This is a genomic window from Sphingobacterium griseoflavum (assembly GCF_014653155.1).
GTDB classification, from domain to species: Bacteria; Bacteroidota; Bacteroidia; order Sphingobacteriales; family Sphingobacteriaceae; genus Sphingobacterium; species Sphingobacterium griseoflavum.
On the sequence record NZ_BNAF01000006.1, the window covers coordinates 45,960 to 72,073 of the forward strand.

Sequence of the window (26,114 nt, forward strand, 5' to 3'; positions counted from 1 at the left end):
ATACCTCGCTTTCATTTTTTATAGCTAACCTACACGTTAAAGCGGAAGTGCATAATATCTCCGTCCTCGACGATGTATGTTTTTCCTTCCACAGCAAGTTTTCCAGCTTCTTTCACCGCCGCTTCCGAGCCATATTGCACATAGTCAGCATATTTAATAACTTCTGCGCGGATAAAGCCCTTCTCAAAATCCGTATGGATTACGCCGGCCGCTTGTGGAGCTGTAAATCCCTTTTCGATCGTCCAAGCGCGTACCTCTTGTACACCTGCGGTGAAGTAAGTAGAAAGCGCAAGTAAGGAGTAAGCTGCGCGAATCAACTTGTGTACACCAGACTCCTCTAATCCTAAGTCTTCCAAAAACATTTTTCGCTCTTCGTATGACTCCAGTTGAGCGATCTCAGACTCTATTTGTGCCGAGATGACGAGTACCTGTGCATTTTCATTTTTGACGGCTTCTATCACCCGCTCGACATAAGCATTACCCGTATTGACAGATGCTTCGTCTACATTACAGACGTATAATACCGGTTTGACAGTCAGCAGTGCTAGATCGGAAATGAACTCAAAATCTTCCTCCGCAATGGGAGCTGTCCGCGCCGAGCGCCCAGACTCCAAGTGATCCTTGACAACAGATAAAATTTCAAAGGTTTTCTTCGCATCCTTGTCGCCTCCTGTCTTGGCCATTTTCTCTACCTTTTGGATGCGTTTAATGACGGTGTCCAAATCCTTCAACTGTAGTTCGGTATCAATGATTTCTTTATCCCGGATAGGATCTACTGACCCATCGACATGGATGACATTGCCGTCGTCAAAGCAGCGCAGCACATGAATAATGGCATTGGTCGTACGGATGTTACCTAAAAACTGGTTTCCTAGACCTTCTCCTTTAGATGCTCCTTTCACCAAGCCAGCGATATCGACGATCTCGATGGTATTGGGAACAATGCGTTGCGGATTGACAAGCTCTGCCAATTTATTGATCCGTTCGTCGGGAACAGTAATCACCCCAACATTCGGTTCTATCGTACAAAAAGGAAAGTTAGCTGCCTGTGCTTTTGCGTTAGACAAGCAATTGAATAATGTTGATTTACCAACGTTCGGTAAACCAACTATACCACATTGTAAGGCCATGTAAGTTGCATTTTTTTAAACGCACAAAGATAGGTAAAATACTCTAATATTGGCAGGGATAAATCCCTAGGATCATTTATGGATTATTTCTAAATTGCCTTCCATTGTGATTGAATTATTTGTATTTTTATGCCGACAAACTATTATTATGAAATCAATACTATCTGCATTTATTTTATGTCTTGTTATTACGTTGGCGAACGCCCAAGATTTCAGGCCATACTATTCCAATAATATTAATTTTGGTGTGTCTTACACACACGGGCAGACCGGACAGACAACTATGCGCACGAGCGACGATGGTATGGATTTCCTCGGACTGCAATTCAATTACATTGGTTTGGTACATTTAACACCAAAAGTAGCTATTGGTGCTGGAACCGGCATTCGCCATATGATAACAATTGATGATTGGGACGATTGGTACGGATATGATGATTTGGATTTTATCCGTAGCTACTTTTCCGTTCCTCTTTACGCACACGCACAATTTCGATTTTTAGATCGTAAGGTAAGTCCATTCCTACAGACCTCATTGGGTTATCATATTCGGGTAGGAGAAAGCGATATCAACCGTGGCCATGGGGGAGAAAACACGGTGCGGGAAGTGTCTTCGATATCTTCTGGACTTTTGGCCGGTCTTCAGGCAGGCGTAAGTATTCATGTCGGCTCCCGTTTCAATATTATGGCAGGCCCGTATTTCGAATATCGGAAAGCGACTTTCGACCGTGCAGTAATGGAGACAAGCTCCTGGTCGACGTCAGCAAGTGGATTCACCACGGACTTAAATCTTTTCGAAGCTGGCGTTAAAGTTGGCTTTACGTTCTAATCTAGTCTGTCAGAGACGCTTTACATTTTTTAACATCTGTTGCATTAATCCTTTCTGTTTACCGGCTTGTCTTACTGTTATATGACATTCAACCGAATTATTTAAACGAAAGGAGCCCTATGAGAAAGTTTGTGTACACCGTTTTTGCACTCGGCATTATTGCTGTTGCGCAACCAGCGTCCGCTCAGGTAAATGTTCAGATCAACATTGGTTCGCAGCCTGCATGGGGACCAGTTGGATATGACTATGTCCGCTATTATTACCTGCCCGAAATGGACATCTACTATGACGTGGTAGGAAGACGTTATACGTACCCGCACGGTAGAAGGTGGGTTACCACGAGAACCCTGCCGAGGAGATATCGGCATGTGGACATGCATCGTACCTATAAGGTGGTATTGAACAACAGCCAGCCTTGGCGAAACCATCATAACATCAGGAAGCAATATGGCCACTATGCGCATAACCACTCGCAACGCGTTCTGCGCGATCATCGTGGACACGAGAAACACCTTCGCAAAAAACCGGCAAAACACCGTGCCCATCCGCATAAACGGCATCGTCATTAAGACGAGATTCCATGTCCGTATACCAAAGGGCAGTCCTGTAAGGTTGCCTCTTTTTTTATGCGCTACAGACTTCCCCATTTTGAGGCGTGTAAACGTCCAGCAATCGTCGGTAAATTATTGCAGGCATTTTATGCATTAATATTTTTGTTGTTGAGGGGGCAATAAATTAACTTTGCAAAAAAAAGGGAATAAGTTATAGGCATGTTTAAAGGGAAGAAGGATCTCATCGGTATAGGGGCAGTATTGTATGTATCAATTTCATTGATTTCTTGCGGAGGGGGGATGAATACGCAGGCGGCAAGTTCTCCTCAAGATTCAATTTCTTTGATCGATTCGCCTGAAAAAGTATTGGACACGGTACGGCGGACGGATGGTTTGCTCACAAAAAGGTGGAAGGAGCCGGTAAAGATTGTGCAGGACACGTTGCACCCGATTAGTCAGGATTCTGTCGCTAAGCTTGTGCGTTTTGAAAGGCGCCGTATAAAAGACTCGGTGCGCCGAGCTTTGGACAGCAAGCCTAAGCATATATATTTCACGTTCGATGACGGCCCCTTATTAGGAAGCAAGGCCATAGACTCCATCGTCAAATCGCGAAATATTCGAATCAATGTGTTTTTAGTCGGCAAGCACGCCTTCATGTCCAAGGGTTTAAAGCGTGACTATCAAAGGTATTACGATAATCCGCTGGTGGAATGCTACAACCATAGCTATACCCACGCCAACAACAAGTTTACGACTTTTTACAGCAACCCAGTAGGCGCATTCAATGATTTTGAGAAAAACGAAGTTGATTTAAAGCTCGAACATAAAATTGTGCGATTGCCGGGACGTAATATCTGGATTTATGATGATGTGCGACGCATAGATTTACAGAGCGGTGCTGGCACGGCGGATCTACTTTATACAAACGGCTACAAGATTTTTGGCTGGGACGTAGAGTGGAAAATCCATGGGCTTACCGGCAAGCCTATACAGTCGGTGCACGAAATCTATACCCGTATTCGTAACTATATGAACAATAAATCGTCCATGGAACCTAATAATGTAGTGCTATTGATGCATGATGATATGTTTCAGAATAAGAAAGGACAGCAATTGCTCACTTCGCTGATCGACACCATTCAGATGAATACCGATTACAAGTTTGAATTTATGCGCGCGTATCCTTTTCGCTATTAGACCACGGGACGTAAGACGTGAAAGGCCCAGTACATTTTTATCAATGGTACTGGGCCTTATATTTTACACTTAAATATCAAACGAAAAGGTTACTCGACTACTACGCCCATTTTACTGAATTTTTCAATACGTTCGTTAACCAACGTATCCGCATCCTTGAGCTTTAGTTCCGTTAGATCAGCAAGTATTTTTGTTTTTAAGTTTTCTGCCGTTGTAGCTGCGTCTTGGTGGGCACCGCCGATTGGTTCCTGGATGATACCGTCAATAAGTCCGTTTTTCAACATGTCCTCCGCTGTAAGCTTGAGCGATTCGGCAGCCTTTTCCTTCTGATCCCAGCTCCGGTACAAAATAGATGAACAGGATTCTGGAGAAATGACAGAATACCAAGTGTTTTGCAGCATGTATACCCGATCGCCCACGCCTATTCCTAACGCCCCTCCGGAAGCGCCTTCTCCGATTACAATGCAAATGACAGGTACCTTCAATACCGACATTTCCAAAAGATTGCGCGCGATAGCTTCGCCTTGTCCACGTTCTTCCGCTTCCAATCCAGGATACGCGCCCATGGTGTCGATGAAGGTGACAATTGGTCTGTTAAACTTTTCCGCCATCTTCATTAGACGAAGTGCTTTGCGGTAGCCTTCTGGATTCGCCATTCCAAAGTTACGATATTGCCTCTCTTTGGTGTTTTTTCCTTTTTGATGTCCAATAACCATAACCGACTGGCCACTGATGGATGCAATTCCACCAATAATTGCTTTGTCGTCTTTAACAGTTCTGTCACCATGCAACTCAATAAATTCTTCGCATAGCATTTCAATATAGTCGAAGGTCTGTGGCCGATCTGGATGTCTAGACATCTGCACTTTCTGCCATCCGGTCATATGGGTATAGATATCTTGTTTGGTTTGTTCCAGTTTGGTTTCGAGCTCGTTGATGGTCGCACTCATATCTACCTTTGTCTTCTCTTGGACTTGTAAAACCTTCTCAATCTGCGTCTGCAGGTCTGCGATAGGCTTTTCAAAATCAAATGTTGTTTGCATAATTGTATGTATCTAGCACATTTCAGCTTGCTAAGTTAATTTATTTTTACCTATTTTAAAACCAACTCGACGGATTTGTTTCCTATTGTTTTAGTAACCAAACGTTTGGACACACTATTTAGTTTTTGATAGGGGAAACTCAAGCATTGCAGGTGCATTCTCCGAATGCACGAACTTATCCCGCACTTGACGGATACATTATTTATTAAAGGCATTGCTTTCACGCGGTAAAAATGATAATTTAGAGGGTTAAACATCTATGACAGCAGAAAAAAAATATCCGCACACCTTGCAGTTCCTAGCTAAGTTGGTTCTTTGGATCTTGCTATATGTTTCTTTTTGGTATTTTCAGGATTTTTACAAAGAACATCGGTTTCTCGATAACGCATCCAATGCGCTCAACCTGTTTCTTACTGCGAGCATCATTTACTCTATTGGCCGCTATGTGATGATCACATTGTATAATAAACGGCACGAAAACAGGGCGGTGCGCGGTAATTTCGTTTTGGGTATTAACCGGTTGACGGCCGTCATGAATACCAGTACGGCGGTCATATCCGTCATGTTGGCATTCGGAATTGACCCGCGCGAATTTGTGACGAGTTTAACAATTGTCGCTATGGCGATAGCAGTTACGTTCCGCGAATACATCACCAATATGCTTTCCGGCCTTTTTATCATGTTCAACGATCAGTTATCTGTAGGTGATCGTGTTAAGATTGGAGACTACAAAGGTCGGATTGTGGATATCACCTTCTCGAGTTTGCTTATTCAAGACGAAGAGGATGATATCGTTTTGGTGCCGAATAACTTAGTTTTCACATCACCGATGGTGAATTTCTCCGCCCATCGCTCTAGCCTTTTTTCTGTTCGGTTCGAACTTCCATTGCAAACTGCTGTTGAGGTGGATAAGTTGGAAGGACGTATTCAAAAGACTTTACTAAACCATCCCTATCTTACCGGAGACGATGACCTAGCGCTCAAGGTGGTAGAAATAGGAAAGGATTATGTGAAGTATAAGATGGAAATGCACGCAACAAGCAGCAGCAGTAAATTGCACCGGCAGTTGGAGAACGAGATCTTACGAGAGGTTTTGCTGTTTAAGCGGGAGTACGATTCGGAGCGATAAGCTATATTTTTCGAACTTTTATGTTTTTGACAAAGTGGTGGGATCCTTTTTCCAAGATTAAATCGGCCCGATAACGCGTCGGGAGTATGTTTTCGTGCAGGTTTGGACGATTGATCTCGTTCCAAATCTTGGTGGCCATCGCGGAGCTTTCTTGGGGATCCATATCGGCATAACGGTGAAAGTAACTGTCCGGGTTTTGAAAGGACGTGGCTCTTAACGATTCAAATCGGTTGACATACCAGTCCATAATATCTTTCTCATCTGCATCAACATAAATGGAATAGTCAAAGTAGTCCGAAACAAATACGTTATTTCCCTTGGAAGAATTCACTTGCAAAACATTAATACCTTCGACGATCAGGATATCCGGTCGCACAACATCCTGTAAAATATTATCGAGAATATCATATTCCAAATGGGAATAAACGGGTACCTGAATCTCTTCGACACCGGACTTCATAGCTGATAGGAAGTTCAGCAGAAGTTTCGTGTCGTAACTTTCAGGAAATCCTTTTCTGTTGAGGATGTTTCTGGAATTCAGCACTTTATTGGGGTATAAGAACCCGTCTGTTGTCACCAAATCTACACGTGGCTTGCCAGGAAGCATCGAAAGTACCTTTTGCAATACCCTTGCTGTGGTGCTTTTTCCGACGGCGACTGATCCGGCAATACCGATGATAAAAGGAAGACGTTGTGTATTTTTGTTCAGAAAACCGTTTACGACGGCGTGTGCATCCTTGGTGCGTTCAACAAAAATATTAATCAGATGTGCCAGCGGGAAGTATATCTCTTCAATTTCTTTGATGTTCAGTGGCTCATTGAGCGCATGCAAATTATCGACCTCATCTTGCGAGAGGTGATAAGAAAAATGGCCGTTGAGACGTTTCCATTCTGCTCTGTCAAATAGTTGAAACGGGTTGCTCACCGCGTTAATAGTACTTGAAGACATACGTTTATAGTTAGAATGACGGCAAATATACTACCTAATCCCATATACTCAGCATCTTTTTACACTAAATTACTTTCTATGATGATGGGGCTAGTTAGGATTTTATGCACAGGGCATCGGTCGGCAATGAGCAGCAGACGCCCTTTTTGGGTTTCATCCAGATCACCGTGCAGCCGTATGTGACAATGTATAAAAGTTGTTTTTTGTAGTTCCGTACGCTGCTCACTCATGGACATCTTAATTTCTACCGAGGCTAAATCCCATTCTTTTCTGTCTGCGTACATGCGTAGGGTCATCGCCTTGCAGGTACCTAAAGACGACAACAGTAGCTCAGCTGGGGAGGGCCCCAAGTCGGTGCCGCCCAAATTCTTTGGTTCGTCTGCGTAGACTTTGTGCTGCGCGACTTCTATCTCGGTTTTGTAACGCTCACGCCCAATTTTGACAATGATATCTCTCTCCATATTGCTTCGCTAAAATAATCCCTGTATAATGAGAGTTCCCGTTGCCGGGTTCGTTGCTAGTGGCACATTGTATAAATCAGATATGCGCATCAGCATTTGAATATCCGGTTCGTGTGCGTGTTTCCCCAAGGGATCGCGAAAGAAGATTATGCCGTCGACTTTTCCTTCTGCAGCCAATGCAGCTATTTGCGCATCGCCCCCCATGGGGCCGCTCAACTTCAGCTCTACTGATAAGCCGGTCTGCCGAACATACGATCCTGTTGTCCCCGTGGCAATGATATTGGCTTTGCGTAAATCGTCGATGTGGTCTTTGACGAAGGCCACCATATCGGCTTTTTTACCATCGTGCGCCACCAGGGCAATGGTTTTTTTCGTTAGGTCCATTTGCTATTTGTCTAATTAATTTTATCCAAAAAATACATAGGTCAATAGGATGGCTGCAATTAAGCCTACGACATCCGCAATGAGTCCACATGTCAACGCGTAACGGGTATTTTTGATACCCACTGAACCGAAGTAAACGGCCAATACATAAAATGTCGTTTCTGAAGACCCTTGAATAATGCTTGCCAATCTACCTTGGAAAGAATCTACACCGTAAGTCTGCATCACATCGACCATCAAGCCGCGGGCGCCGCCACCACTCAATGTCTTCATAAGACCTACAGGCAGCGCGGGCACGAAACGTGTATCCATCCCCATTGCGGAGAAACCATAACCTATGGCATCGACGATATAATCCATACATCCAGTCGTTCGAAAAGCCGATATCGCCACCAATATGGCAATTAAAAAAGGAATAATCATAACAGCGGTGCTAAATCCTTCTTTCGCCCCATCGATAAAGGCGTCGTACACATTTATCTTTTTTATTGCACCAAACACGATGAATAAGATAATGATCGAAAATATCAACAAACCACCTATCAGGCCGGTTATTTTCTCCATTTGCTCAGGAGGGAGGCCATTTAATCCGAAATAGAGTAAACCCATGAGCGCCAAAAAGAATCCAAGAAACAATAGGACGGGTAGCTTTAACAGATTAATACGTTGGTAAATCGCTACGGCAATCATTCCTGACAGAAAAGATATGAATGTTCCTATAAGAGCCGGGATAAAAATATCGGCTGGATTGGCTGCGCCGCTGGCCAATCTTAACGCGATTACAGAAGTGGGAATCAGGGTAATACCGGCTGTGTTCAATACCAAAAACATGATCTGTGCATTGCTGGCTGTATCCTTCTTTGGATTAATTTCTTGAAGCTCTTTCATGGCCTTCAATCCAACGGGTGTTGCCGCATTATCGAGACCAAGCATATTAGCCGAAAAGTTCATGATAATGGATCCGTTTGCGGGGTGATTTTTGGGAATGCCGGGAAAAAGCTTGCTAAAGAATGGATTCACACCTTTGGCAAACAGGCTAATCATACCCGCTTGCTCGCCCACCTTCATGATTCCGAGCCAAAAGGTCATGATACCAACTAAACCCAGAGAAAGCTCTGCGCCAGTTTTTGCGCTATCAAAAAGACCATTGATTAAGGTCGCGAAGATTTCCGTATCACCTAAAAAAATCAACTTTGCTAACGCGACGATAAAAGCGATGACGAAAAATGCAATCCAAACGTAATTTAATGCCATAAATGTTTATTACATCGTAAAAGTAAAAGTTTATGCGGCAAAAGCCACGCTCTAGCTTAATTTTTTAAGAAATTCCAGACGGATCTGTCTTTCTTTCCCGGCTTATCGTCAATGATTTCCGCCACGATCCGTTCGATGAGTGACTCGTGCTCACTTACCACACGATCGCCCAGTGAAATTATCTTTTGGATATTACTGGGAGATGCCGCATCCATGGACGGGTCAATGGAAGACAGGTTTGTGGGTTCAATACGGATATAGTTTTCGCTTTTGCCAACTGATCGAAAGAGTTGTTTAAGGTAGTAATTGGTGCTTTCGGCGGAGCTGCTACTCATAATATCTACCAATGCTGGGCCGATAGAGATCGCGCGCTTTTTCTTGAAATCCTCGTAGTTATAGGATATTTTTGAGAGACCTGTTCCCAGGGAAAGGATCCATATATCGTCGATTTTGTAGCTGTTATAGCTCTTGATTACCTCTAACAATGCGGAAAGGGATGGGTTGTGTGCGAATACACCACCATCCACTAAAGGGTATCGGGTCTTCGCCAGCGAAAAGATCTCCGCCACGGCAAAGTAGGTAGGGGCTGCGGATGTAGCACGACAGACATCACGCACGTGAAAGTCGCGCGAGTCGCCATGCGATATCGCTTTTTGCTGTCTAAACAAATGGTTTTTGCGCAATTCAATGTTATATGCGGTGATGATACATGGTTTGAGCAGTTCGCTTAATTTAAGATCCCCGAAATAGTCCAAGAGGATTTTTTCAAGTACGGTGTTGTCATACAGTTCGCTTAGCAAGCCAAATCGGCTCAGGAATCGCCTCCAAGGTTTTGCGGCGAAGATTTCCGTACCATGGTTTAAGTAGATGTCCAATGCATCTTTAGCGCTATAGCGAGGTTTACCTTGCTTTTCCGGATCAGGACATAAGAGGATGGACAGCAATATGCCGCCGGTACTGGTACCCGAAAAGAAATCGAAATAGTCGGATAAATGTGCATTTGTGTCCGCCGTAACTTGTCTTAGCTTTTCTTCCAATGCTACCAAGAACATGCCCGGAATAATGCCCCGGATGCCCCCGCCATCTATAGAAAGTATTCTTTTCATGCCGTTATCGTTGGTTTTTCAGAAACCCGAAAATAGCAAAAAAGAGTGGCATGTCGTCATGCTCCAGTTAAATAAGTTTATGGAAACCACTTGATGTGATGGCCGTTGCAATTGGGAAGCATTGGTGCAGCTATGCTCCGGTTAAGCAACACGCAAAAAAAGATTTAAAATAACAGCTGATATCACAATAAACTTTTATATTTGCACACCGAAAGGAGAGATGTCAGAGTGGTCGAATGAGCAGACCTGGAAAGTCTGTATACGGGATGACTGTATCGAGGGTTCGAATCCCTCTCTCTCCGCATCAAAAAAAGGCCTCTATTTACCCAAATAGGGGCTTTTTTACGTTCTAAGGCCGATTTTATAAAACATTATTCAACTAATATTTTTAGTATTTGACTAATATTCGTAGTTTTATGGTAGACTAACGCATATATGTTTTATAAATGTTTTATAAAAAATGGCAACAATAACACCTAAGATTCTAAAGAAAAACAAAAAAAAGGATGGCACCTGGAACGTTCTCTATCGGCTTTCTCATAGCCGGCAGACCAGATACATTAAAACACGGCACTACATAACCGAAGATATGATCATAAACGACGACGACATAGCAACGGATTTCGTAATAGATTACTGTGCCTCGGACATCAAGAAATACCGCAAGAGGATAAGTGATATAGAGGGTGTGGAGTCACTGTCCGTAGATGAGATCTTGAACATGATAACCAACGATAGCAAAGATGTAGAACTGCTGTCGTTCTTCAGGGAACATATCCGGCAGCTCAACGACGATGGCCGGCATAAAACGGCCAAGCCATTCAATACTGTAGTCAACTCTTTGACCGATTTCTGCGGGGATCAGCTGATGGCCTCGCGGTTAACATCAAAGTTTCTTCAGAGCTATGAGGTCTACCTACGGCGTCCAAAAACAATCCAGCGCATGCAGGGCCAAAATATGGTGACCAAAGTCTCCCAGTTAACAGACAAAGGCCTGCATAACCACATGGCCTCCCTGCGCACCCTGTTTAATCAAGCGAAGAAGCACTACAACGACGAGGATACCGGGCATATCATCATAAAAAATGCCCCCTTTTCCCGATACACAATATTGCCAAAGAAAAACAAGAAGCACAAGAACCTAGATGTAAATGCTCTCCGGGATCTGCGCGACTACGAGCCGGCAACCGGCAGGGAGCTATATGCCAAACAAATGTTTATGCTTTCGTTCTATATGTGTGGCATGAACGCAGTTGACATATTCAACAACTGGGCAATACTTAAAAGAGCCCCCAAAAGGATATCCTACAACAGGAGCAAAACAGAGGGCAAGAGGGAAGATGGCGCGTTTATCAGCGTTGCCATACCGGACGAAGCCAAAGAGATACTGAAGGATCTAGAGATAAAATATAAATCGATCGATGTGGTAAATGGGACATTATCGATTGGTTTGCGGTCCATAGCTAAAAATTTGGGGATGCAGGAGTTGACGATGCTATTCGCTAGGCATTCATTTGCGACAATCGCCAGGAACGACCTTAATATATCGAAAGAAGACGTCGCCATTGCATTGAACCACGTAAACGAAAGCAACCGGATCACCGACACCTACATAGCTCCGGACTGGTCGAAGATAGACCGCGTGCAGCAAGCAGTTATAAATAAGGTAAACGAAGATTTGGCTCAAAATAATTTATAGGATATTGTTTGCTAAAATATTTTAGCTATTTTTGTTGTGTAAAATTTATATAATATGGTTTTGTTAAGGAAAGAAGATGGGAGTGTGATAGGGGTTGACAAAAATCTTATATCAATGGTTCAACCAGGTGATAACGTTACAGAGGTTGATTTTTACGATGGCAGGATAATGACGGTTAAAGAAGATTGTGAAGTTGTTATCAAGGTAATTAAAGGTTGTTTAGATCAGGAATTGACATTATTAATGGAGCCAATGAGGTATAAACGGACAAAGTAATTTAATTTTCATAATTTAGGTTAATAATTGGTTAGTTAGTAGAAAGCTCCGTATCTCCCCGATGCGGGGCTTTTCTTTTTTTAAGCACCTAACTTTCCAAAATATATTTGATAAGCTAAAATGTTTAGCTAGATTTGTGAAAAAGTTTAGCAATTTTAGCTTATGGCATTGACAGATAAACAGCAAAGATTCGTAGATGAATACATGGTAGACCTAAACGCTACCCAAGCTGCTATTCGTGCCGGATATAGCCCAGATACCGCTAGGCAGATGGCTAGTGAGAACCTTTCAAAACCTGACATTCAAGAGGCGATCCAAATAAAGAAACAAAAGATATCCGAAGCCACCGGGATCACTGCTGAGCGCGTCCTTGCTGAGTATGCAAAGATCGCATTCAGCGACGTTCGTAACGTGCTTACTGTCGATGGTGGATTAAAGGATGCTAGCGAATGGGGTGATGATGCTGCAGGAGCGGTTGCTGCTGTTAAATCTTTCGAGGTCACTTCATCAGACGGGGAAAAGCTTGGTACCAACCGAGAAGTGAAGATGTACGATAAACTTAGGGCTTTAGAGGCTATTGGTAAGCATATCGGGTTATTTGAGAAGGATAATAAGCAAAAGCAAGCCGAGGTTATCAATCACATCAATCTTGGATCAGGCGTTAAACCACCGGAGGATGAATGATAAAGCTACTTCCGAAACAAGAGCATGCGGTTTGGTATCTCAACGATGATATAACAAACGAATTACTATACGGTGGCGCGGCCGGTGGAGGCAAATCTGCATTAGGGTGCATGTGGCTTATTGAGCAATGTCAAAAGTATGCCGGTTCTCGTTGGTTGATGGGCCGGTCGAAGCTTAAGACATTAAAAGAAACCACGCTAAACACGTTCTTTGATATATCTGCAAAATTAGGAGTCTCCGATCAGTTCACGTATAACGAAAAGGATAGCGCAATATACTGGCATAATGGGAGTGAGATCATTTTAAAGGATCTTTTCCTGTATCCGTCGGATAAGAACTTTGATAGTCTTGGTTCCTTGGAGATCACCGGCGCATTCATCGATGAGTGTAACCAGATCGTGTACAAGGCTTGGCAGATAGTTAAGTCTCGTATCCGGTATAAGCTTAACGAGTTTGGGTTGATGCCCAAAATGATGGGCAGCTGTAACCCTGCAAAGAATTGGGTGTACAGTAAGTTCTACCATCCGAGCCGCAAAAAGGAATTGCCATCTAACCGAAAATTTATCCAAGCCCTCCCAACCGATAACCCCAATCTTCCTAAATCATACCTGCAGTCATTGCTTGAGCTGGATGAAAACAGTAAGCAACGTCTTTACTACGGTAATTGGGAATATGACGACGATCCAGCGTCGCTAATCGACTTTAAGAAGATAAACGACATATTCTCTAATAAGTTCGTGTTGGGCGGTGAGCGCTTTATCACAGCCGATATCGCGCGTTTTGGTCGAGATAAAACAGTTATCGGTGTTTGGGATAGTTTCCGGCTTATAAAGATCGTCGAGTTCGAAAAAAACAAGGTCACCGAAGCAGCTGCCAAGATTGAAGAATTGTGCGAATACTATCAAGTTCCCATGTCCAATGTGGTGGTTGATGATGACGGTGTAGGTGGTGGGGTAGTGGATATACTTGGATGCAATGGATTCGTGAATAATAGCCGGCCGCTGGATAATCCGGAAACCAAGGAGCCCGAAAACTACATGAACTTGAAAAGCCAAATGTATTATGCGCTGGCTAAGCTTGTCAATGATTCAGGATTGTACATAGATTGCGAGGATGGCGGTATTCGCGATATCATCATTCAAGAAATGGAGCAAATCAAGCAGCACAATATGGATAAGGATGGTAAAAAGCAGGTGCTGCCTAAAGATCTTGTTAAAGAGTTGCTAGGGCGATCTCCCGATTATGCAGATATGATAATGATGCGGATGTGGTTTGAGTATAGGTTTAAATTTCAATTTTCAGTAGGATAATATGAATAAGGATTTATTAATAGTTTTTGCAATCAGGTTTGTCGCGGTATTGATCTGCGTTTACCTGATTTTATCCTTTGTGCTGGCCTCGTTTAGCATTTTGGATTGGGGCATATGGGGGCGATTGTCTGCTGTAGTTCTAACATCATCAATTATGGTACTATTTCACAAAATAATAGACAATGGCTAATTACATCACCAAGGCATTAGGATTGGCTCTAAGAACCGAGAAACGCCACGTAGACAATGTTCTTAACACGATCCTATACAGTAACCTAGTAGGGTTTAATAACGTTGTGTTCTACAACTACACGTGCGCCGACTACATCGTCAAGGGATACAAAGAAAGCCCAGAGATTTATACCATCGTCAACAAGATTGTGCGTAAGGCTTCGGTTGCTCCTGTTTACCTGTATGAAGAAAAACCCGACCAAAAGGCCGCTCCATACCGGAACAGCAAGAAGTCTCGTGATAAAATGGAGATCAAAAAGCACAAGATCTACGTTACTAAGGCTCTTGAGTTCGTCGATGGCGAAAACGATCTACAGAAACTACTTGACCAACCTAACAGCAAGCAAACATGGAGAGAACTGACCGAAATGGCGCGACTGTTCTATAATACCCAAGGTGAGACATTCTTTTACCGTGATACGCCTTTAGATAGCGATATAGCGATGCATTTGTATTGTGCCCCGGCCAACCTTATGATGCCGGTGTATGGTGGTGGAGACGTAAACGAGCCTATTGTGGGCTGGCAATTGAATCTACTAAACGGGAACACGCTTACACTTGATGCAAAGGACGTTCTCCAGATCAAGATGGCGAACCCTGAATACAACTCAATGGGTAGCCAAGACCGCGGAATGTCGCCTATTCAAGTTGGGCAACGGCACCTACAGCTGAATGAAGCTGCTTTAAAGTCGTGGATAAACAGCGAGGAAAACGAAGGTGCCAAGGGATTGATAAGTCCGAACCATCCGGATCCTAAGCTTTGGCTTAATCCCGAGCAAAGGCTAGAGGTTGCTAAATCAGTGGAAGATAAGATACACGGCACCGAGAACAAGAATAAAGTCGTTGTTTCAGGAATGCCGCTCCAGTACACAAGCATGGCCTTAAGCCCTGCTGCGCTCGGTACACTCGAAGCATTGAAATTCACAGGATACAAGCTGCCTTGGCTATGGGGCATAAACCCTGTGTTGTTCAGCGAAAATCCCATCCAGCATAACCTTGAAGAAGCTAAACTATCTTTCGTTACTGATGTGGTCATTCCTTATCTGTCATTAGAGGAAGATGCACTCAATAGATGGCTTGTGAAGCCGTTCAGTGATCGAGATGGCCGTGACTACAAGATCGATTATGATGTATCGGTGTACGACGAGCTGAAGCTATCTACTGACGAGGTAGACGCGCTGCTTAAGGTATGTTCAATAAATGAGGTTCGAGTAATGCTAGGTTACGACGAGCGCGACGAAGAAATGGCAAATGAGATATTTATCGACCAGGGCAAGGTGCCGCTCAGTGATTATGGTATTCCGTTAGATCTACAATCATGACACCAAAACAAAAGCTACATCGCGCACGATTACAGGAAAACCGTAAGATACTCGCCTACGAGCGCCGATACACCAAGATCATCCTTACGGCCCTAAATGAGCAGGTAAAGCAAGCCATCGATAGCCGTGGAAGCATGAGCGACCAGCCTATGTACGATGCGCTGGCCGGACTGTACCGCGTTGTAGCTTTTGATTTCGTTAAGCACCAATATAACTTGCTAGACAGGCGGCTGAAAACAAAGAACGTTTCTTTCTTCATCAACACATGGCGAACTTGGATAGAAGCATACGTATTCACAGAGCTGGCAAAAAAGGTTGCGGATATCAACGAGACCACCCGAAACAAAGTACGAGAAGCCATAAGCATAGGCTTAGATCAAGGCTTGGAATGGGATAAAATAGCCAAGTTGATACAGGATAAAGTTGGAACATTGGGAAAATCATACAGGGCATTGATGATCGCTCGCACCGAGGTTTCCCAGGCCATCAACATGGCAAAAACCAAAAGTAGCGACGATTGGGAGCAGGAGACCGGAGAACGGATGTATAAGATATGGATTCACCGATACGCCAACAGTCCGCGTGACTGGCACCTTGCCCTAGATAACAACATTGCCATTCCAAAAGAGCAAGACTTCGAAGTTGTGAACCCTAAAACAGGCACAAGAGAAATGATGGCGTTTCCCCATTCCCCAAGGGCAAGCAGAGAGAACACAATCAACTGTTCATGCACTGTAATGTACATGTCGTACAGATTTGCTAAATATTTAGCAAATAATAGCTAAAAATATGCTAAAATAACTTGCAGGTATTGCTAAAAGTATTTAGCTTTGACTAAATTTGTTAGCATGGATGAATTAGTATATAAAAACGCACCTGTATCATTCAAAGATATGGACGATTCCACCGGATTTCTGGGTGGTTATGCTAACGTGTATAACGAAAAGGATTTATCGGGAGATATTAGTAATCCAACAAGTTTTGTTAAGACGGTTGCCGAGCGAAAGGCAAAGATTAAGGTCTACAAAAACCATGATAAAAACATTCTTGTAGGAGTTCCATCTGAGTTAAACGCTCAGGATCCTTACGGCTTGTGGATGGGTGCTAAGATGATCATGAGTACTGAACATGGCCGTAACGCATACCATGAATCAAAGTTTCTTGTTGATAACGGGTTTGAAAGCGGCTTTTCAATAGGTGGAGTTATTAGGCGAAGAAACCCGAATCGTCGCCATGAGGTGATGGAGTACAAGCTTGATGAAATCTCTGTGCTCACTAAGGAGCAAGCTAATTCCGGATCAATGGTTTCCGTTATCAAATCAGTCCAAGAGATGGAAGAGGTTACTCAAGAATCTTTTTGGAAACTGATAACGAAAGCTTACGACAATCACAATTTCAGTGATAATGTCCTCAAATCATTAGAATCATTTTTAAAACTGTCACTCGAAGAAGAGCCGGGCGATATCTCTATCGAAACCACTCAGAAATCAGAGCCGACACAGATAATCAAATCTATTTATTCACAGTATTTACCATAGTCATGGCAGAACAAACAGAAGAAGAAATCAAAAAAGCGGCTCAGGAACACGTAGAGACAATTGCGAAATCGGTTGCTGAAAAGACAGCTGAAGAAAAAGCAAATGAAGCCGTAGAGAAATCCGTAAAGGACAAGAACCTTATCAGCAAGGAAGATGCTGAAAAGTTGACCGAAGAAGCTGTAACAAAAGCTTTAAAAGATCGCGAGGGAGAAGATCAAAAGAAATTTGATACTCTTTCGGCTCAGGTCAAAAAAATGGCGCAAACATCAAAAGTCGAAGAAAAAGTGGAGAAATCGTTTAATGAATATTTAGCGGAGGCTATTACAGAAAATGCTGATGCTATCCGAGGATTTAAAAAAGGTAGCCCTGAGCTTAGCATTGTGTTAAAGGCAGTAGGTGATATGTCAATCGCCAACAACTTCCCGGGCGCTACTCCGTGGGTGCAAGATGTTCGCACAGGCTTGATCGTTAACCCTTACAATCGAGTTTGGCTTTCCGATATCCTGCCTGGGGGATCGTCCTCTGGAAATTCAATCCTCTATCCAAAAGAGAATGGAGGCGAAGGTGCTCCAGGATTGTGGACTGACAAAAGTGTTGATAAGCCACAGTTCGACTATGACTTGTCAAGTCAGGCAGCATTTTTCAAATGGATCGCCGGTTATGTTGTTGTTGAGCGCGAAATGCTTGATGATATCTCTTGGTTGCAATCTTATTTGCAAGCGAAAATGTTGATCTCCTACAAGACAGCAGAGAATAACTTCATCTTGAACGGATCTACTGATGCAAACCCTGTTACAGGTATGCTAGATGCCGCTACTTCATACAATGGAGCATTCACAACTGCTGTAGATCGTGTGATCGATGCAGGTTGGGGGCAAATTGTTGAGGAGACGCACGAGTTTTATCAGCCTACGCACACAATCCTTAATCCAAGATCTGCAGTTTCGTTAGGCTTGAATAAAGCAGGTGGTTCTGGTGAATACGATTTGCCTAATGGATCTGTAGCGTTCAGCAACGGAAAGCTGTCTGTAGGCGGATTAGATGTAGTTACTACTACAGGTATGGCAGCAACAGACTTCTTGACTTTCGATAGAAATGCATTGTCATATGTCACAAGAATGGCTCCTGAGCTTCGCATGTTCGAAGATGCTGCGCTCGCTAAGCGTAACAAGGTTATGTTCCGTATCGAGGGTCGTGCTACACTAGCTATCTTCAATGATAACGCTTTGGTGTCCGGCACTTTACAAGGGGCATAAAGAGGTTTGCAATCTAGTTACTCATAGTTTTTAATATAAAAGGCGGTTGACAAGTTCGCCGCCTTTTTAATACAAAGCAATATGTCAGAATTAAAGAAAGTTAGGCTACTTAAGGATCATCACAGCGGAGCAAAGAAAGGTACAGTATCGGATGTGGCTGCTGGTCGCGCTGATTACTTGGTAAGAACCAAGCAAGCTGAATATGTTCAAGATGAACCGTCGAAAGTGGCTAAGACTTATGCTAAGGTACCAGCAAAGAAAGTAAGTAAATCAAAGTCGGAACCTTGCCCTAGCTGCTAGATATGGTAACCCTTGATCAAGTAAAAGAAGCATTAAGCATAGATTATCCGGATCAGGACAACTATCTCGACGTATTACTGAAAGGGTCGGTTTCTCGAGCGGAAAAGATCACAGGTAGGAACTATACCAATCCACTGGCTGATAATTACGAAGCTATGCCCTTTGACGTTCAGAAAGCGGTCGTTCAATTGACTGCCACCGATTACGCTGTAAGGGATGATATCGGAGCTGAGGGAGCAAATAGTACAGCTGATAACGCGGCAATTTACACACTTCGTGCTCACTGCAAAACACCAATGTTTTAATATGCTTAGAGCTGGCAAATACGATCAAAAGATAGTTTTCCTTACGTTCGGAAGTATCTCGAATGGAGCAGGAGGATACATCCCAGATACCGAAGGAGCCGAGGTGTTATCAACTTTTGCCCGTGTTATGCAGATCAGGCAATCATGGAATATTGAGCAGGTGCAAAAGGGTCTGCCAACGACGTATCGAGTAGGCGTGCAGATAAGATCTGGATTTGAGCCTGCGGTTAATATGGTGGTCCGCTGGAAAGGCCAAGACTATCAAATGATCACATCTCCAACCGTGGAGGATGTGAGGATGGGCCAAGAGTGGGTATTTGACATAACGAAAAATGGCTAGACGAGGTGCTGTCATAAATACCGTTGGTGAGGAACTAGAAAGATACCGTCGGGATAAGGTAAAGCAGATAAGAGACCTTGTTGTTGATTCTGTCACTAAGATCGAATATTTAGCAAATAGGGATATGATCGCCAATAGTGGTCCTGAATTGAATTTGAACTTTATACACGTTGATAAAAAGATATCAAATGGAGGTTTAAAAGCAGAAGTCGGTGTAATGGGGAGTAACGATTTAGCGGCGTATGTTGAATTTGGTACCGGGCTAAGTGCGGCCGATATTCTAAGTAATTATCCACAATGGGTTAGAGATATAGCGATGCAGTTCTATGTCAACGGTCAAGGTACACTAGAAGGCAGACCATATTTGTATAACAACTTTTTGTCGGTTCAAGCAGAGTTTGAAAGGGAATTACAAAAGATAATTGACAAGTGATGGGTATTTCACAAGCGGTACGAACAGCGGTATATCAGGCTATATCCAATATAACGGTAATGCAAAAGGCCTATTTAGAGAACGCAAACATTGTTCTGCCTAATGGGTATAGCCTAGCCAACTCGCAAGGTGATGTTATTGTCGTTTCGGGGATATTCCAGCAAGGCCAAAGCGCAATTATTCCGGTATTCGATGGAGTTGTAAATCCAAACGTCACTATTCCGGTGATTGAAAAGGCAAGCGTCTACATCATTATCAATGATCAGCAGGCTGACCTTTCCCCATTGCAGAACATGTGCAACGAGCGCATTACCGCTAGCTTGACAATTAAGATAGTGTCAAAGTACAAAACGGCCAATGTAACGGACAGAACGCTTGTCGAGGCTATATCGGAGCAAGTCCAGAAAGCTATCCGGCCGACGAGATATCACGCCCTAGAATCGGTAAATGTCAATATCCAAGATGTAGGATATCCAATAACAAGGGACATGGATGAGTTTGCTGCTGGGCAAACAGCGTTTAGTAAGATTTTAATTTATTCAATAACAGTAAATCAATAAGAAAATGAATAAGAATATTAAAGGACATGAGGGCACGCTTGCTAGATGGGATGCAGCAGCCGGAACCGGAGGGGCTTGGAAGCCGGTAGGGTGTTTAACATCGTCAGCCTACCAAGCAACTATGAACATGCTTGAGAAGGTTAATATGTGTACCGAAGGTCAGACAGTGCAATCACCCCAATCCATGACAAGATCCGTACAGATCGAAGGAGAGGTGATTGATACTACTGATATTGGTGGAAGTTCTATCGATGAGAGCTTTGGAGAGTTGCGCGAGTTGCAGGAAACAGAGCATGAAACAGGCAACGCTGACGTATGGAGATTGTCCCGCGGGCCATTGGGATATCTTTACTTCCCAGGGTTTATATCCGATCTGTCTGACAGCTATGCCGCCGGAGAAGATGCTACTTTCAGCGCTACATTGACAGTAAACGCAAAACCTACAGAAACCGATCCAAACGCTTAATCATGAATAGAGTAGATATTACATTTAAAGGCCAGGTGGTAACGCTGGTGTTCGGAAGCTGGGTTATGGGGCAACTAATCAAAGGTGGTTACTCTTTAGCTTCTCTTCAAGAAAACATGAAAGATAATCCTTTCGATTTCTTCTCTAAGTTAGCTTATCTGGGGGCGGTTAATGCACTGCCATCGAAAGATTTGAATGCTTATGATCATAATGATTTTTATGACTGGCTAGATAGTGCCGGAGGTATTGCCTCAGATGAAGTTACTAGAGTTATTACTTGCTTCACAAACTCATTAGGAACCGATGTATCAAAAAAAAAGCCAGTAACGTCGAAACAGATCAAGAAGTAGAAATTAACTGGGAAGATGATCATGTAGCCTTTGCGGTGGGCGAGTTAGGGTTGAGGCTACATGATTTTTACGACATGCCATGGTGTGAATATCTAATTAAGAGCAAAGCTTGGCAGAGAATGGAAACAGATAAATACCGGCACACAAGGTTTATCGCTTTCCACGCGCTAATAGGCTCCCATATGGACGGGAAACGACTACCTAAAAGTTTAGATCAATTCATGCCGCTAGACGGCAAAAAAGAGATTAAGAAAGCTTCCGACCATCTACGCAGTATTTATACTGAGGAATATAAAGAGTATCTAGAAAAATCTAAGAAATGAGTTTTACTGCAGTAATAGAAGCGCAAATACAGAACTTCCTTAGGAATATCGATAGGGCACAGGCAAGGCTTGATGAGTTCGCTGATACTGTAGGTAAGAAGCTTGAAAAGATAGGAGAAAGTTTTGATAGAGTAGGAAAGAAGATTTCGATAGGAGTTACTTTACCTCTTACAGCTTTAGCGGTAGCAGCCTTAAAAGCATTTGCCAACCTTGAATCTCTTAAAAATGGATTAAACGCTCTAACGGGTTCTGCGGAAGAGACATCTAAGCAGATGGATCGGCTTATTGCGCTGACCAACATTCCAGGACTTTCTTTAGATGCTTTAGTCAAGGGAACCATAAATCTTCAAACTATTGGTTTCAGTGCAGAGAAAGCAGAAAAGAGCATGTCAGCTCTTGGTAATGCTATAGCTTTAGTTGGCGGTGGCCAACAAGATTTTGAAGGAGCTTTATACGGACTGCAACAACTTGCAAATACTGAGTTTCCGCTAGGTGAGGATTTGAATATACTAAAAGAGCGATTGCCGCAAATAACGCCCTTACTAAAGGAGGCTTTCGGTACGGCAAGAACTGAAGATCTTCAAAAATTAAAAATAACATCTCAGCAAGTTGTTGATACCATAATCAACGGCCTTAGTGAATTGCCTCCAGTGGTAACTGGATTGAGCGGCGCGTGGAGTATTTTGCAAAATGCAATATCACTATCATTAGCTGACTTGGGTGAGGTTATTAATGATGTTTTTGACATAACAGGAGTCATACAGAAGTTAACGGATACTCTTAAAAATGTCACCACTTGGTTCAAAAATCTTGATCCGTCCATACAACGAGTTATACTGGTTATGGCATCATTGGCAGCAGCTTTAGGGCCTGCTCTAGTAGCATTAGGTGCGGTGCTCAAATTAGCTCCATTAGTCGGCACTGCTTTCGCAACTATTACAGGGCCAATAGGTATTGCGGTAGCTGCTGTGGTGGCCGCAATAACCGTAATAGTGAAAAATTGGGATGCAATAAGGGCGTACTTCACAACTGGATCCGGATCTAAAGTTTGGGGGAGCGTTATTACTAAGGCGCAGGAACTCTTTCTTAGGCTATCGAAAATATTCGGGTATATTATGGATTCCATCATATACACATGGTCTTTGATAGACAACAACGTAATATCGATAGTTCGAGACACCTTCAATACTATACTTTCGGTAGTAGAAATTACATTCACTGTAATAAACGGAATTATCGAAACATTTGCAGCCTTGTTAAGAGGGGATTTTAGTGGAGCGCTAGATAGTATCAATAATCTTTTCAAAGATGTATTTGCATCTATACTAAATGTAGCTCGTAATACTTTAAGCTCAGTATCTCATCTGTTATCAATTTTCTTAAAGAGCATTGGAGCAGACGAACTTGGTAGATCTCTAGAAGATTGGGCAAACAGCTTGATACCAGTGACCGAAGGCAATAAAGATGTTGGTGAAAAAGTAGAACAGGTTACTAGAAAAGTAGAGAGGAACACTAATGTACTCAACGTTAACACCGACGCAACTAAGAAGGCTACTAAAACTCAAGCCGAGTACAGAGCAGAGTTGAACCAAACCCTAGCAATGTGGGGGATATACGAAGCTAAATTGGCCGTTATAAACAAAAGCTTCTTAGACATAAGTGTTATAGCGAAAAGAGCTGGCGCTAGCCTATTGGAGTTTCAGACCATTGCATCTCGAAAGTGGGCAGAAACTTTTTTACTTGAATATAGTAAAATACAAGACCTATTTACCCCAAAAAGCTTGAATGGCATTACTGATAGCACATTCACGATACCTGCACAGATCAAAGTTGATGCGGATTTTTCTGCTTTAAATGAGAAACTAGGTGCTGTGAAATCGAGCTTTCAATCCATGACAATAGAATTAGAATCAACAGTTGAGTCTGCCATAAGCGAAATGGCTTCATCAATCGGAAATGCTCTTGCTAGTGGTGAAAATGTATTCTCAGCGATAGGAAGCTCTCTTATTAAAGGATTGGGAAATTTGGCTAAATCTATAGGTGAACAAATGATAGCTTTTGGTATTGCAGGTATAGCCTTGAAAAAGTTAATGCTAAACCCATATTTAGCTGTTGCGGCAGGAGCGGCGCTTGTTGCCTTAGGGTCTTTCGCCGCATCTTCCGTAGGTAATCAAACTAGCAGCTATACTGGAGGATATTCTTTGTCCTCCGGAAGTTCTACATCCACAATTAGGGACTATAGCGATATGCGAGGTGCACTTTATAACAATCAGAAACAGGTGGTAGAATTTGAAATTGCAGGAAATAAGCTTAAGGGAGTAATGAACGTAAATGACGCAGAAAGAAAGAGATTAGGGTAATGGCATACAATACCAAATATTTATTAAAGTACTGTGATAGGTATGGAGTACCGTTGCGCATCGAGCTACAGCTAGAAAACTATGTAGGCAAAGCTTTTCTTGTTGTCAACCAAGGCAAATATGTGACCGATCAAGAAGGTAGGCACGTAACCGTAAATATCGACGGTGAATATGATCCTGACCGTGACATGAACAAGATAGAAGCCAGCACAAATCCTTTCTCTTTACAATATCGCAACGATATCGGAGAGAAGGGCGGCACTATCCGAGCTACATCCGCTACCATGTCATTCTACGAAGATAGGACGTTTAACATCGATGATTTACAAACTAGCGATGAAACCGGTATCCGCTGCTTGTTTTTTTACGATGATCAAATTGAATGGATAGGTTTCGTAACACCGGATTTCTTCAATGTGGAAATCACTTCCAATCCAGTGGTAAACCTTACGGCATCCGATCGTATTGGTATCCTAAAAGACGTGGATTATGTAGTTGAGGATCTATACACAGACGAGAGAGTCTCACTTTTAAGCATCCTCATAAAATGCCTAAAGGAAACAGGATTGGAGTTGAATTTGAATATCGCCTGCCGGATGTATTGCGATCAGTTTGCGGAAATACCAGCTGGCCCCGAGTATGCCGGTGGACCTGTATTCGAAGGGTACGAGTTCAACAACTTCTTGCAGGATACTTTTGTCAGCGAACTTCGCTTTGTATCCGATGAGGAATCCGAGGAAACGCTCGACTGCTACACTATAATCAAAAATATCATGGATATGGGCAACTGCGTTATTACACAACGTAGGGGCGAATGGTGGGTCGTGAACAAAAAAGATCTTGAGGTAGGGAACTCAATCGTGCATCACTATGATACGGGCGGTGTATATATTCCAAGAACTAACAGGCAGAACTTTGGGGAAACGTATTTCAACCTGATCGATGTCGGCGGCCAGCGAACTATTATTCCTGCAGGAGCAAAGAACACCTATTTACTTGACCATGGCGATAATAGGTTGTATCCTGTAAACAGGACGTTACGAGGTGGGTTAGTAGATGTTCAAGGATGGTCGAAAGGACCGGGATTCGGTGCTTCTGTAAATGTTGATACCGTGCCAACAGAGTATGATTCTCAAGGATCAATAATTGACTATGACATCGATAGTAGATCTTGGTTTCTAAATAGAAACACTATTTATGATATTGTTTCATGGACAGGCCTCCCCAGTACTGCAATGATAAACGATCAAGGTTATTATGTTTTGCAAAGTAAATTGTTTCCCGTGCCTACATTAGATCGTAAAAGGCTCAGCTTCGACCTAACTGTTAAAGCGGTAGGGAAACCCGGCACATCCGCAGTAATTATGGTCGGATTAGAGTTTTCTGATGGATTCAGGCGATATGCAGGTTTGAGATATTACCCAAACTCAAATCGGTATGATTTTACATTTTCAAAGGTGCCTGGCGACAACGGGCCATATGATAATATCAGTACGGGGCCAACGCTCAATACAATCAATCTTGGATTTGAAAACAAGTACAACAACATAAATTTAGCTTCAGAGCAGGAATTTAAAATTTCTGTTGACGCTGCGGGAGGGGTGAATCAAGGTAATTTAGATCTTACGACCGCAAAGATGTTTATCCGTATATACCCTAACAAAGCGCAAGGACCAGCTGACCAACCAGCAATATACACATCAACCACAATTAAGGAGGTGCGTATCGAATTTAAATCCGACGATCAGACCCCTAAAGGCACAGTTTACCAAACTATTTTACAAGAAAGGTACACCAAGCCCACCGAGCGTAGAACGGTGCTTTTTGGAGATTATCAGACGGTAGGACAAAATGGCTTCTTTTACAAGTATAGAGAGGATTCGCTGAGCATCCAGTACAACAATGCAGGAGATAGGCTCAAAGATTGGTGGACACCGTTCGACCAAGAGCGGAACCCTATGCTCATGCATTCGCTTAGACAGCTCACTCAATCATACGGACGTAGCCATGACGAGTTGTCTATCGGTTTCAATGCTCCACGGATAGACCCTCTTTCGCAGTTTGCAATCCGTTGCCATTCCATTGAAAGAGTAACGGTAAACGATGGCGACTATCTAGTAGATGACGAAAACCGGTACGTCACCGCGCGTATTGGTCGATACTTGAACAACAAGCGGTTTGTGCTAGTAGAGGGCGAAGTGGATTATCTTCGAGCACATTTCAGCGGCAAGCTGGCTCAGGTGATAAATTCGAATCCGGACACACAGGAGTACATCTACTCCCAATTTAGTAATGAAGATATAATTTAAAAAAGAAAATAATAGAGAG

At 43.0% G+C, this 26,114-nt stretch carries 26 protein-coding genes and 1 tRNA gene; 20 read left to right on the top strand and 7 right to left on the bottom strand.

Going from position 1 to position 26,114, the window contains the following annotated elements; translation table 11 throughout:
- Nucleotides 1–29: 29 nt before the first annotated feature.
- Nucleotides 30–1,130, bottom strand: coding sequence for a redox-regulated ATPase YchF (gene ychF, locus IE165_RS08925; RefSeq protein ID WP_189626272.1), 1,101 nt, complete (start codon nt 1,128–1,130; stop codon nt 30–32).
- 148 nt (nt 1,131–1,278) lie between these two features.
- Here ychF and IE165_RS08930 point away from each other — a divergent pair, with 148 nt between their 5' ends.
- From IE165_RS08930 to IE165_RS08940, 3 genes are all read left to right on the top strand, one after another.
- The gene (locus IE165_RS08930; protein ID WP_189626273.1) at nt 1,279–1,959 is read left to right on the top strand and encodes a hypothetical protein; all 681 of its coding nucleotides are present in this window, start codon (nt 1,279–1,281) and stop codon (nt 1,957–1,959) included.
- 119 nt (nt 1,960–2,078) lie between these two features.
- Nucleotides 2,079–2,528 carry a hypothetical protein gene (locus tag IE165_RS08935; RefSeq protein ID WP_189626274.1) on the top strand — a complete coding sequence of 150 codons (450 nt, stop codon included), beginning with the start codon at nt 2,079–2,081 and terminating at the stop codon, nt 2,526–2,528.
- A 201-nt stretch (nt 2,529–2,729) separates the two neighbouring features.
- On the top strand, nt 2,730–3,707 hold the full coding sequence (locus IE165_RS08940; protein ID WP_189626275.1) for a polysaccharide deacetylase family protein: 978 nt from the start codon (nt 2,730–2,732) through the stop codon (nt 3,705–3,707).
- Between the two features lie 89 nt (nt 3,708–3,796).
- On the opposite strand, the gene IE165_RS08945 is transcribed toward IE165_RS08940, so the two are convergent.
- Nucleotides 3,797–4,750, bottom strand: a complete 954-nt coding sequence (locus IE165_RS08945) for an acetyl-CoA carboxylase carboxyltransferase subunit alpha (RefSeq protein WP_189626276.1) — start codon at nt 4,748–4,750, stop codon at nt 3,797–3,799.
- A gap of 259 nt (nt 4,751–5,009) precedes the next feature.
- Between IE165_RS08945 and IE165_RS08950 the strand changes: the two genes are divergently transcribed.
- On the top strand, nt 5,010–5,879 hold the full coding sequence (locus IE165_RS08950) for a mechanosensitive ion channel family protein (RefSeq protein WP_189626277.1): 870 nt from the start codon (nt 5,010–5,012) through the stop codon (nt 5,877–5,879).
- Nucleotide 5,880: 1 nt separating this feature from the next.
- Here IE165_RS08950 and coaA read toward each other — a convergent pair whose 3' ends face one another.
- The 5 genes from coaA to IE165_RS08975 are packed head-to-tail and all read right to left on the bottom strand — an operon-like array spanning nt 5,881 to nt 10,033.
- On the bottom strand, nt 5,881–6,828 hold the full coding sequence (gene coaA / locus IE165_RS08955) for a type I pantothenate kinase (RefSeq protein ID WP_189626278.1): 948 nt from the start codon (nt 6,826–6,828) through the stop codon (nt 5,881–5,883).
- Nucleotides 6,829–6,887: 59 nt separating this feature from the next.
- Entirely contained in the window at nt 6,888–7,289 is a 402-nt protein-coding gene (locus IE165_RS08960; protein ID WP_189626279.1) for an OsmC family protein, read from the bottom strand.
- Nucleotides 7,290–7,298: 9 nt separating this feature from the next.
- Nucleotides 7,299–7,673 (bottom strand): methylglyoxal synthase, encoded by a 375-nt coding sequence (locus IE165_RS08965; RefSeq protein ID WP_189626280.1) that lies wholly within the window; start codon nt 7,671–7,673, stop codon nt 7,299–7,301.
- A 21-nt stretch (nt 7,674–7,694) separates the two neighbouring features.
- On the bottom strand, nt 7,695–8,927 hold the full coding sequence (locus IE165_RS08970; protein WP_189626281.1) for a spore maturation protein: 1,233 nt from the start codon (nt 8,925–8,927) through the stop codon (nt 7,695–7,697).
- Nucleotides 8,928–8,983: 56 nt separating this feature from the next.
- Nucleotides 8,984–10,033, bottom strand: coding sequence for a patatin-like phospholipase family protein (locus IE165_RS08975; RefSeq protein ID WP_189626282.1), 1,050 nt, complete (start codon nt 10,031–10,033; stop codon nt 8,984–8,986).
- A 214-nt stretch (nt 10,034–10,247) separates the two neighbouring features.
- On the opposite strand from IE165_RS08975, the gene IE165_RS08980 reads away from it, so the two are divergent.
- The 16 genes from IE165_RS08980 (at nt 10,248) to IE165_RS09060 (ending at nt 26,095) form a co-directional block, all read left to right on the top strand.
- A tRNA-Ser gene (locus IE165_RS08980) sits at nt 10,248–10,335 on the top strand.
- Between the two features lie 158 nt (nt 10,336–10,493).
- Nucleotides 10,494–11,732: a phage integrase SAM-like domain-containing protein gene (locus IE165_RS08985; RefSeq protein ID WP_189626283.1), complete on the top strand. Its 1,239-nt coding sequence runs from the start codon at nt 10,494–10,496 to the stop codon at nt 11,730–11,732.
- A gap of 438 nt (nt 11,733–12,170) precedes the next feature.
- Nucleotides 12,171–12,692: a terminase small subunit gene (locus tag IE165_RS08990; RefSeq protein WP_189626284.1), complete on the top strand. Its 522-nt coding sequence runs from the start codon at nt 12,171–12,173 to the stop codon at nt 12,690–12,692.
- A complete protein-coding gene (locus tag IE165_RS08995) occupies nt 12,689–14,002 on the top strand; it encodes a phage terminase large subunit (protein WP_189626285.1) in 1,314 nt (437 codons plus the stop codon). The genes IE165_RS08990 and IE165_RS08995 overlap by 4 nt, the downstream gene beginning before the upstream one ends.
- A gap of 182 nt (nt 14,003–14,184) precedes the next feature.
- Nucleotides 14,185–15,555, top strand: a complete 1,371-nt coding sequence (locus IE165_RS09000) for a phage portal protein (protein ID WP_189626286.1) — start codon at nt 14,185–14,187, stop codon at nt 15,553–15,555.
- The gene (locus IE165_RS09005) at nt 15,552–16,340 is read left to right on the top strand and encodes a phage minor head protein (protein ID WP_189626287.1); all 789 of its coding nucleotides are present in this window, start codon (nt 15,552–15,554) and stop codon (nt 16,338–16,340) included. The genes IE165_RS09000 and IE165_RS09005 overlap by 4 nt, the downstream gene beginning before the upstream one ends.
- Nucleotides 16,341–16,403: 63 nt before the next feature.
- Nucleotides 16,404–17,093: an HK97 family phage prohead protease gene (locus tag IE165_RS09010; protein WP_189626288.1), complete on the top strand. Its 690-nt coding sequence runs from the start codon at nt 16,404–16,406 to the stop codon at nt 17,091–17,093.
- A gap of 2 nt (nt 17,094–17,095) precedes the next feature.
- Complete coding sequence (locus IE165_RS09015) at nt 17,096–18,349, top strand: phage major capsid family protein (RefSeq protein ID WP_189626289.1); 1,254 nt, start codon at nt 17,096–17,098, stop codon at nt 18,347–18,349.
- Nucleotides 18,350–18,651: 302 nt separating this feature from the next.
- Entirely contained in the window at nt 18,652–18,954 is a 303-nt protein-coding gene (locus IE165_RS09025) for a head-tail connector protein (protein ID WP_189626291.1), read from the top strand.
- Nucleotide 18,955: 1 nt separating this feature from the next.
- Nucleotides 18,956–19,294 carry a head-tail adaptor protein gene (locus tag IE165_RS09030; protein ID WP_189626292.1) on the top strand — a complete coding sequence of 113 codons (339 nt, stop codon included), beginning with the start codon at nt 18,956–18,958 and terminating at the stop codon, nt 19,292–19,294.
- Complete coding sequence (locus IE165_RS09035; RefSeq protein ID WP_189626293.1) at nt 19,287–19,727, top strand: hypothetical protein; 441 nt, start codon at nt 19,287–19,289, stop codon at nt 19,725–19,727. The genes IE165_RS09030 and IE165_RS09035 overlap by 8 nt, the downstream gene beginning before the upstream one ends.
- Nucleotides 19,727–20,287, top strand: coding sequence for a hypothetical protein (locus tag IE165_RS09040; RefSeq protein ID WP_189626294.1), 561 nt, complete (start codon nt 19,727–19,729; stop codon nt 20,285–20,287). The genes IE165_RS09035 and IE165_RS09040 overlap by 1 nt, the downstream gene beginning before the upstream one ends.
- Nucleotides 20,288–20,291: 4 nt before the next feature.
- Entirely contained in the window at nt 20,292–20,753 is a 462-nt protein-coding gene (locus IE165_RS09045; RefSeq protein ID WP_189626295.1) for a hypothetical protein, read from the top strand.
- A 2-nt stretch (nt 20,754–20,755) separates the two neighbouring features.
- On the top strand, nt 20,756–21,103 hold the full coding sequence (locus IE165_RS09050) for a hypothetical protein (RefSeq protein WP_189626296.1): 348 nt from the start codon (nt 20,756–20,758) through the stop codon (nt 21,101–21,103).
- A gap of 319 nt (nt 21,104–21,422) precedes the next feature.
- A complete protein-coding gene (locus tag IE165_RS09055; RefSeq protein WP_189626297.1) occupies nt 21,423–23,786 on the top strand; it encodes a tape measure protein in 2,364 nt (787 codons plus the stop codon).
- Nucleotides 23,786–26,095 carry a hypothetical protein gene (locus IE165_RS09060; protein ID WP_189626298.1) on the top strand — a complete coding sequence of 770 codons (2,310 nt, stop codon included), beginning with the start codon at nt 23,786–23,788 and terminating at the stop codon, nt 26,093–26,095. Before IE165_RS09055 ends, IE165_RS09060 begins: the two co-directional genes overlap by 1 nt.
- The last annotated feature ends 19 nt before the right edge of the window (nt 26,096–26,114 follow it).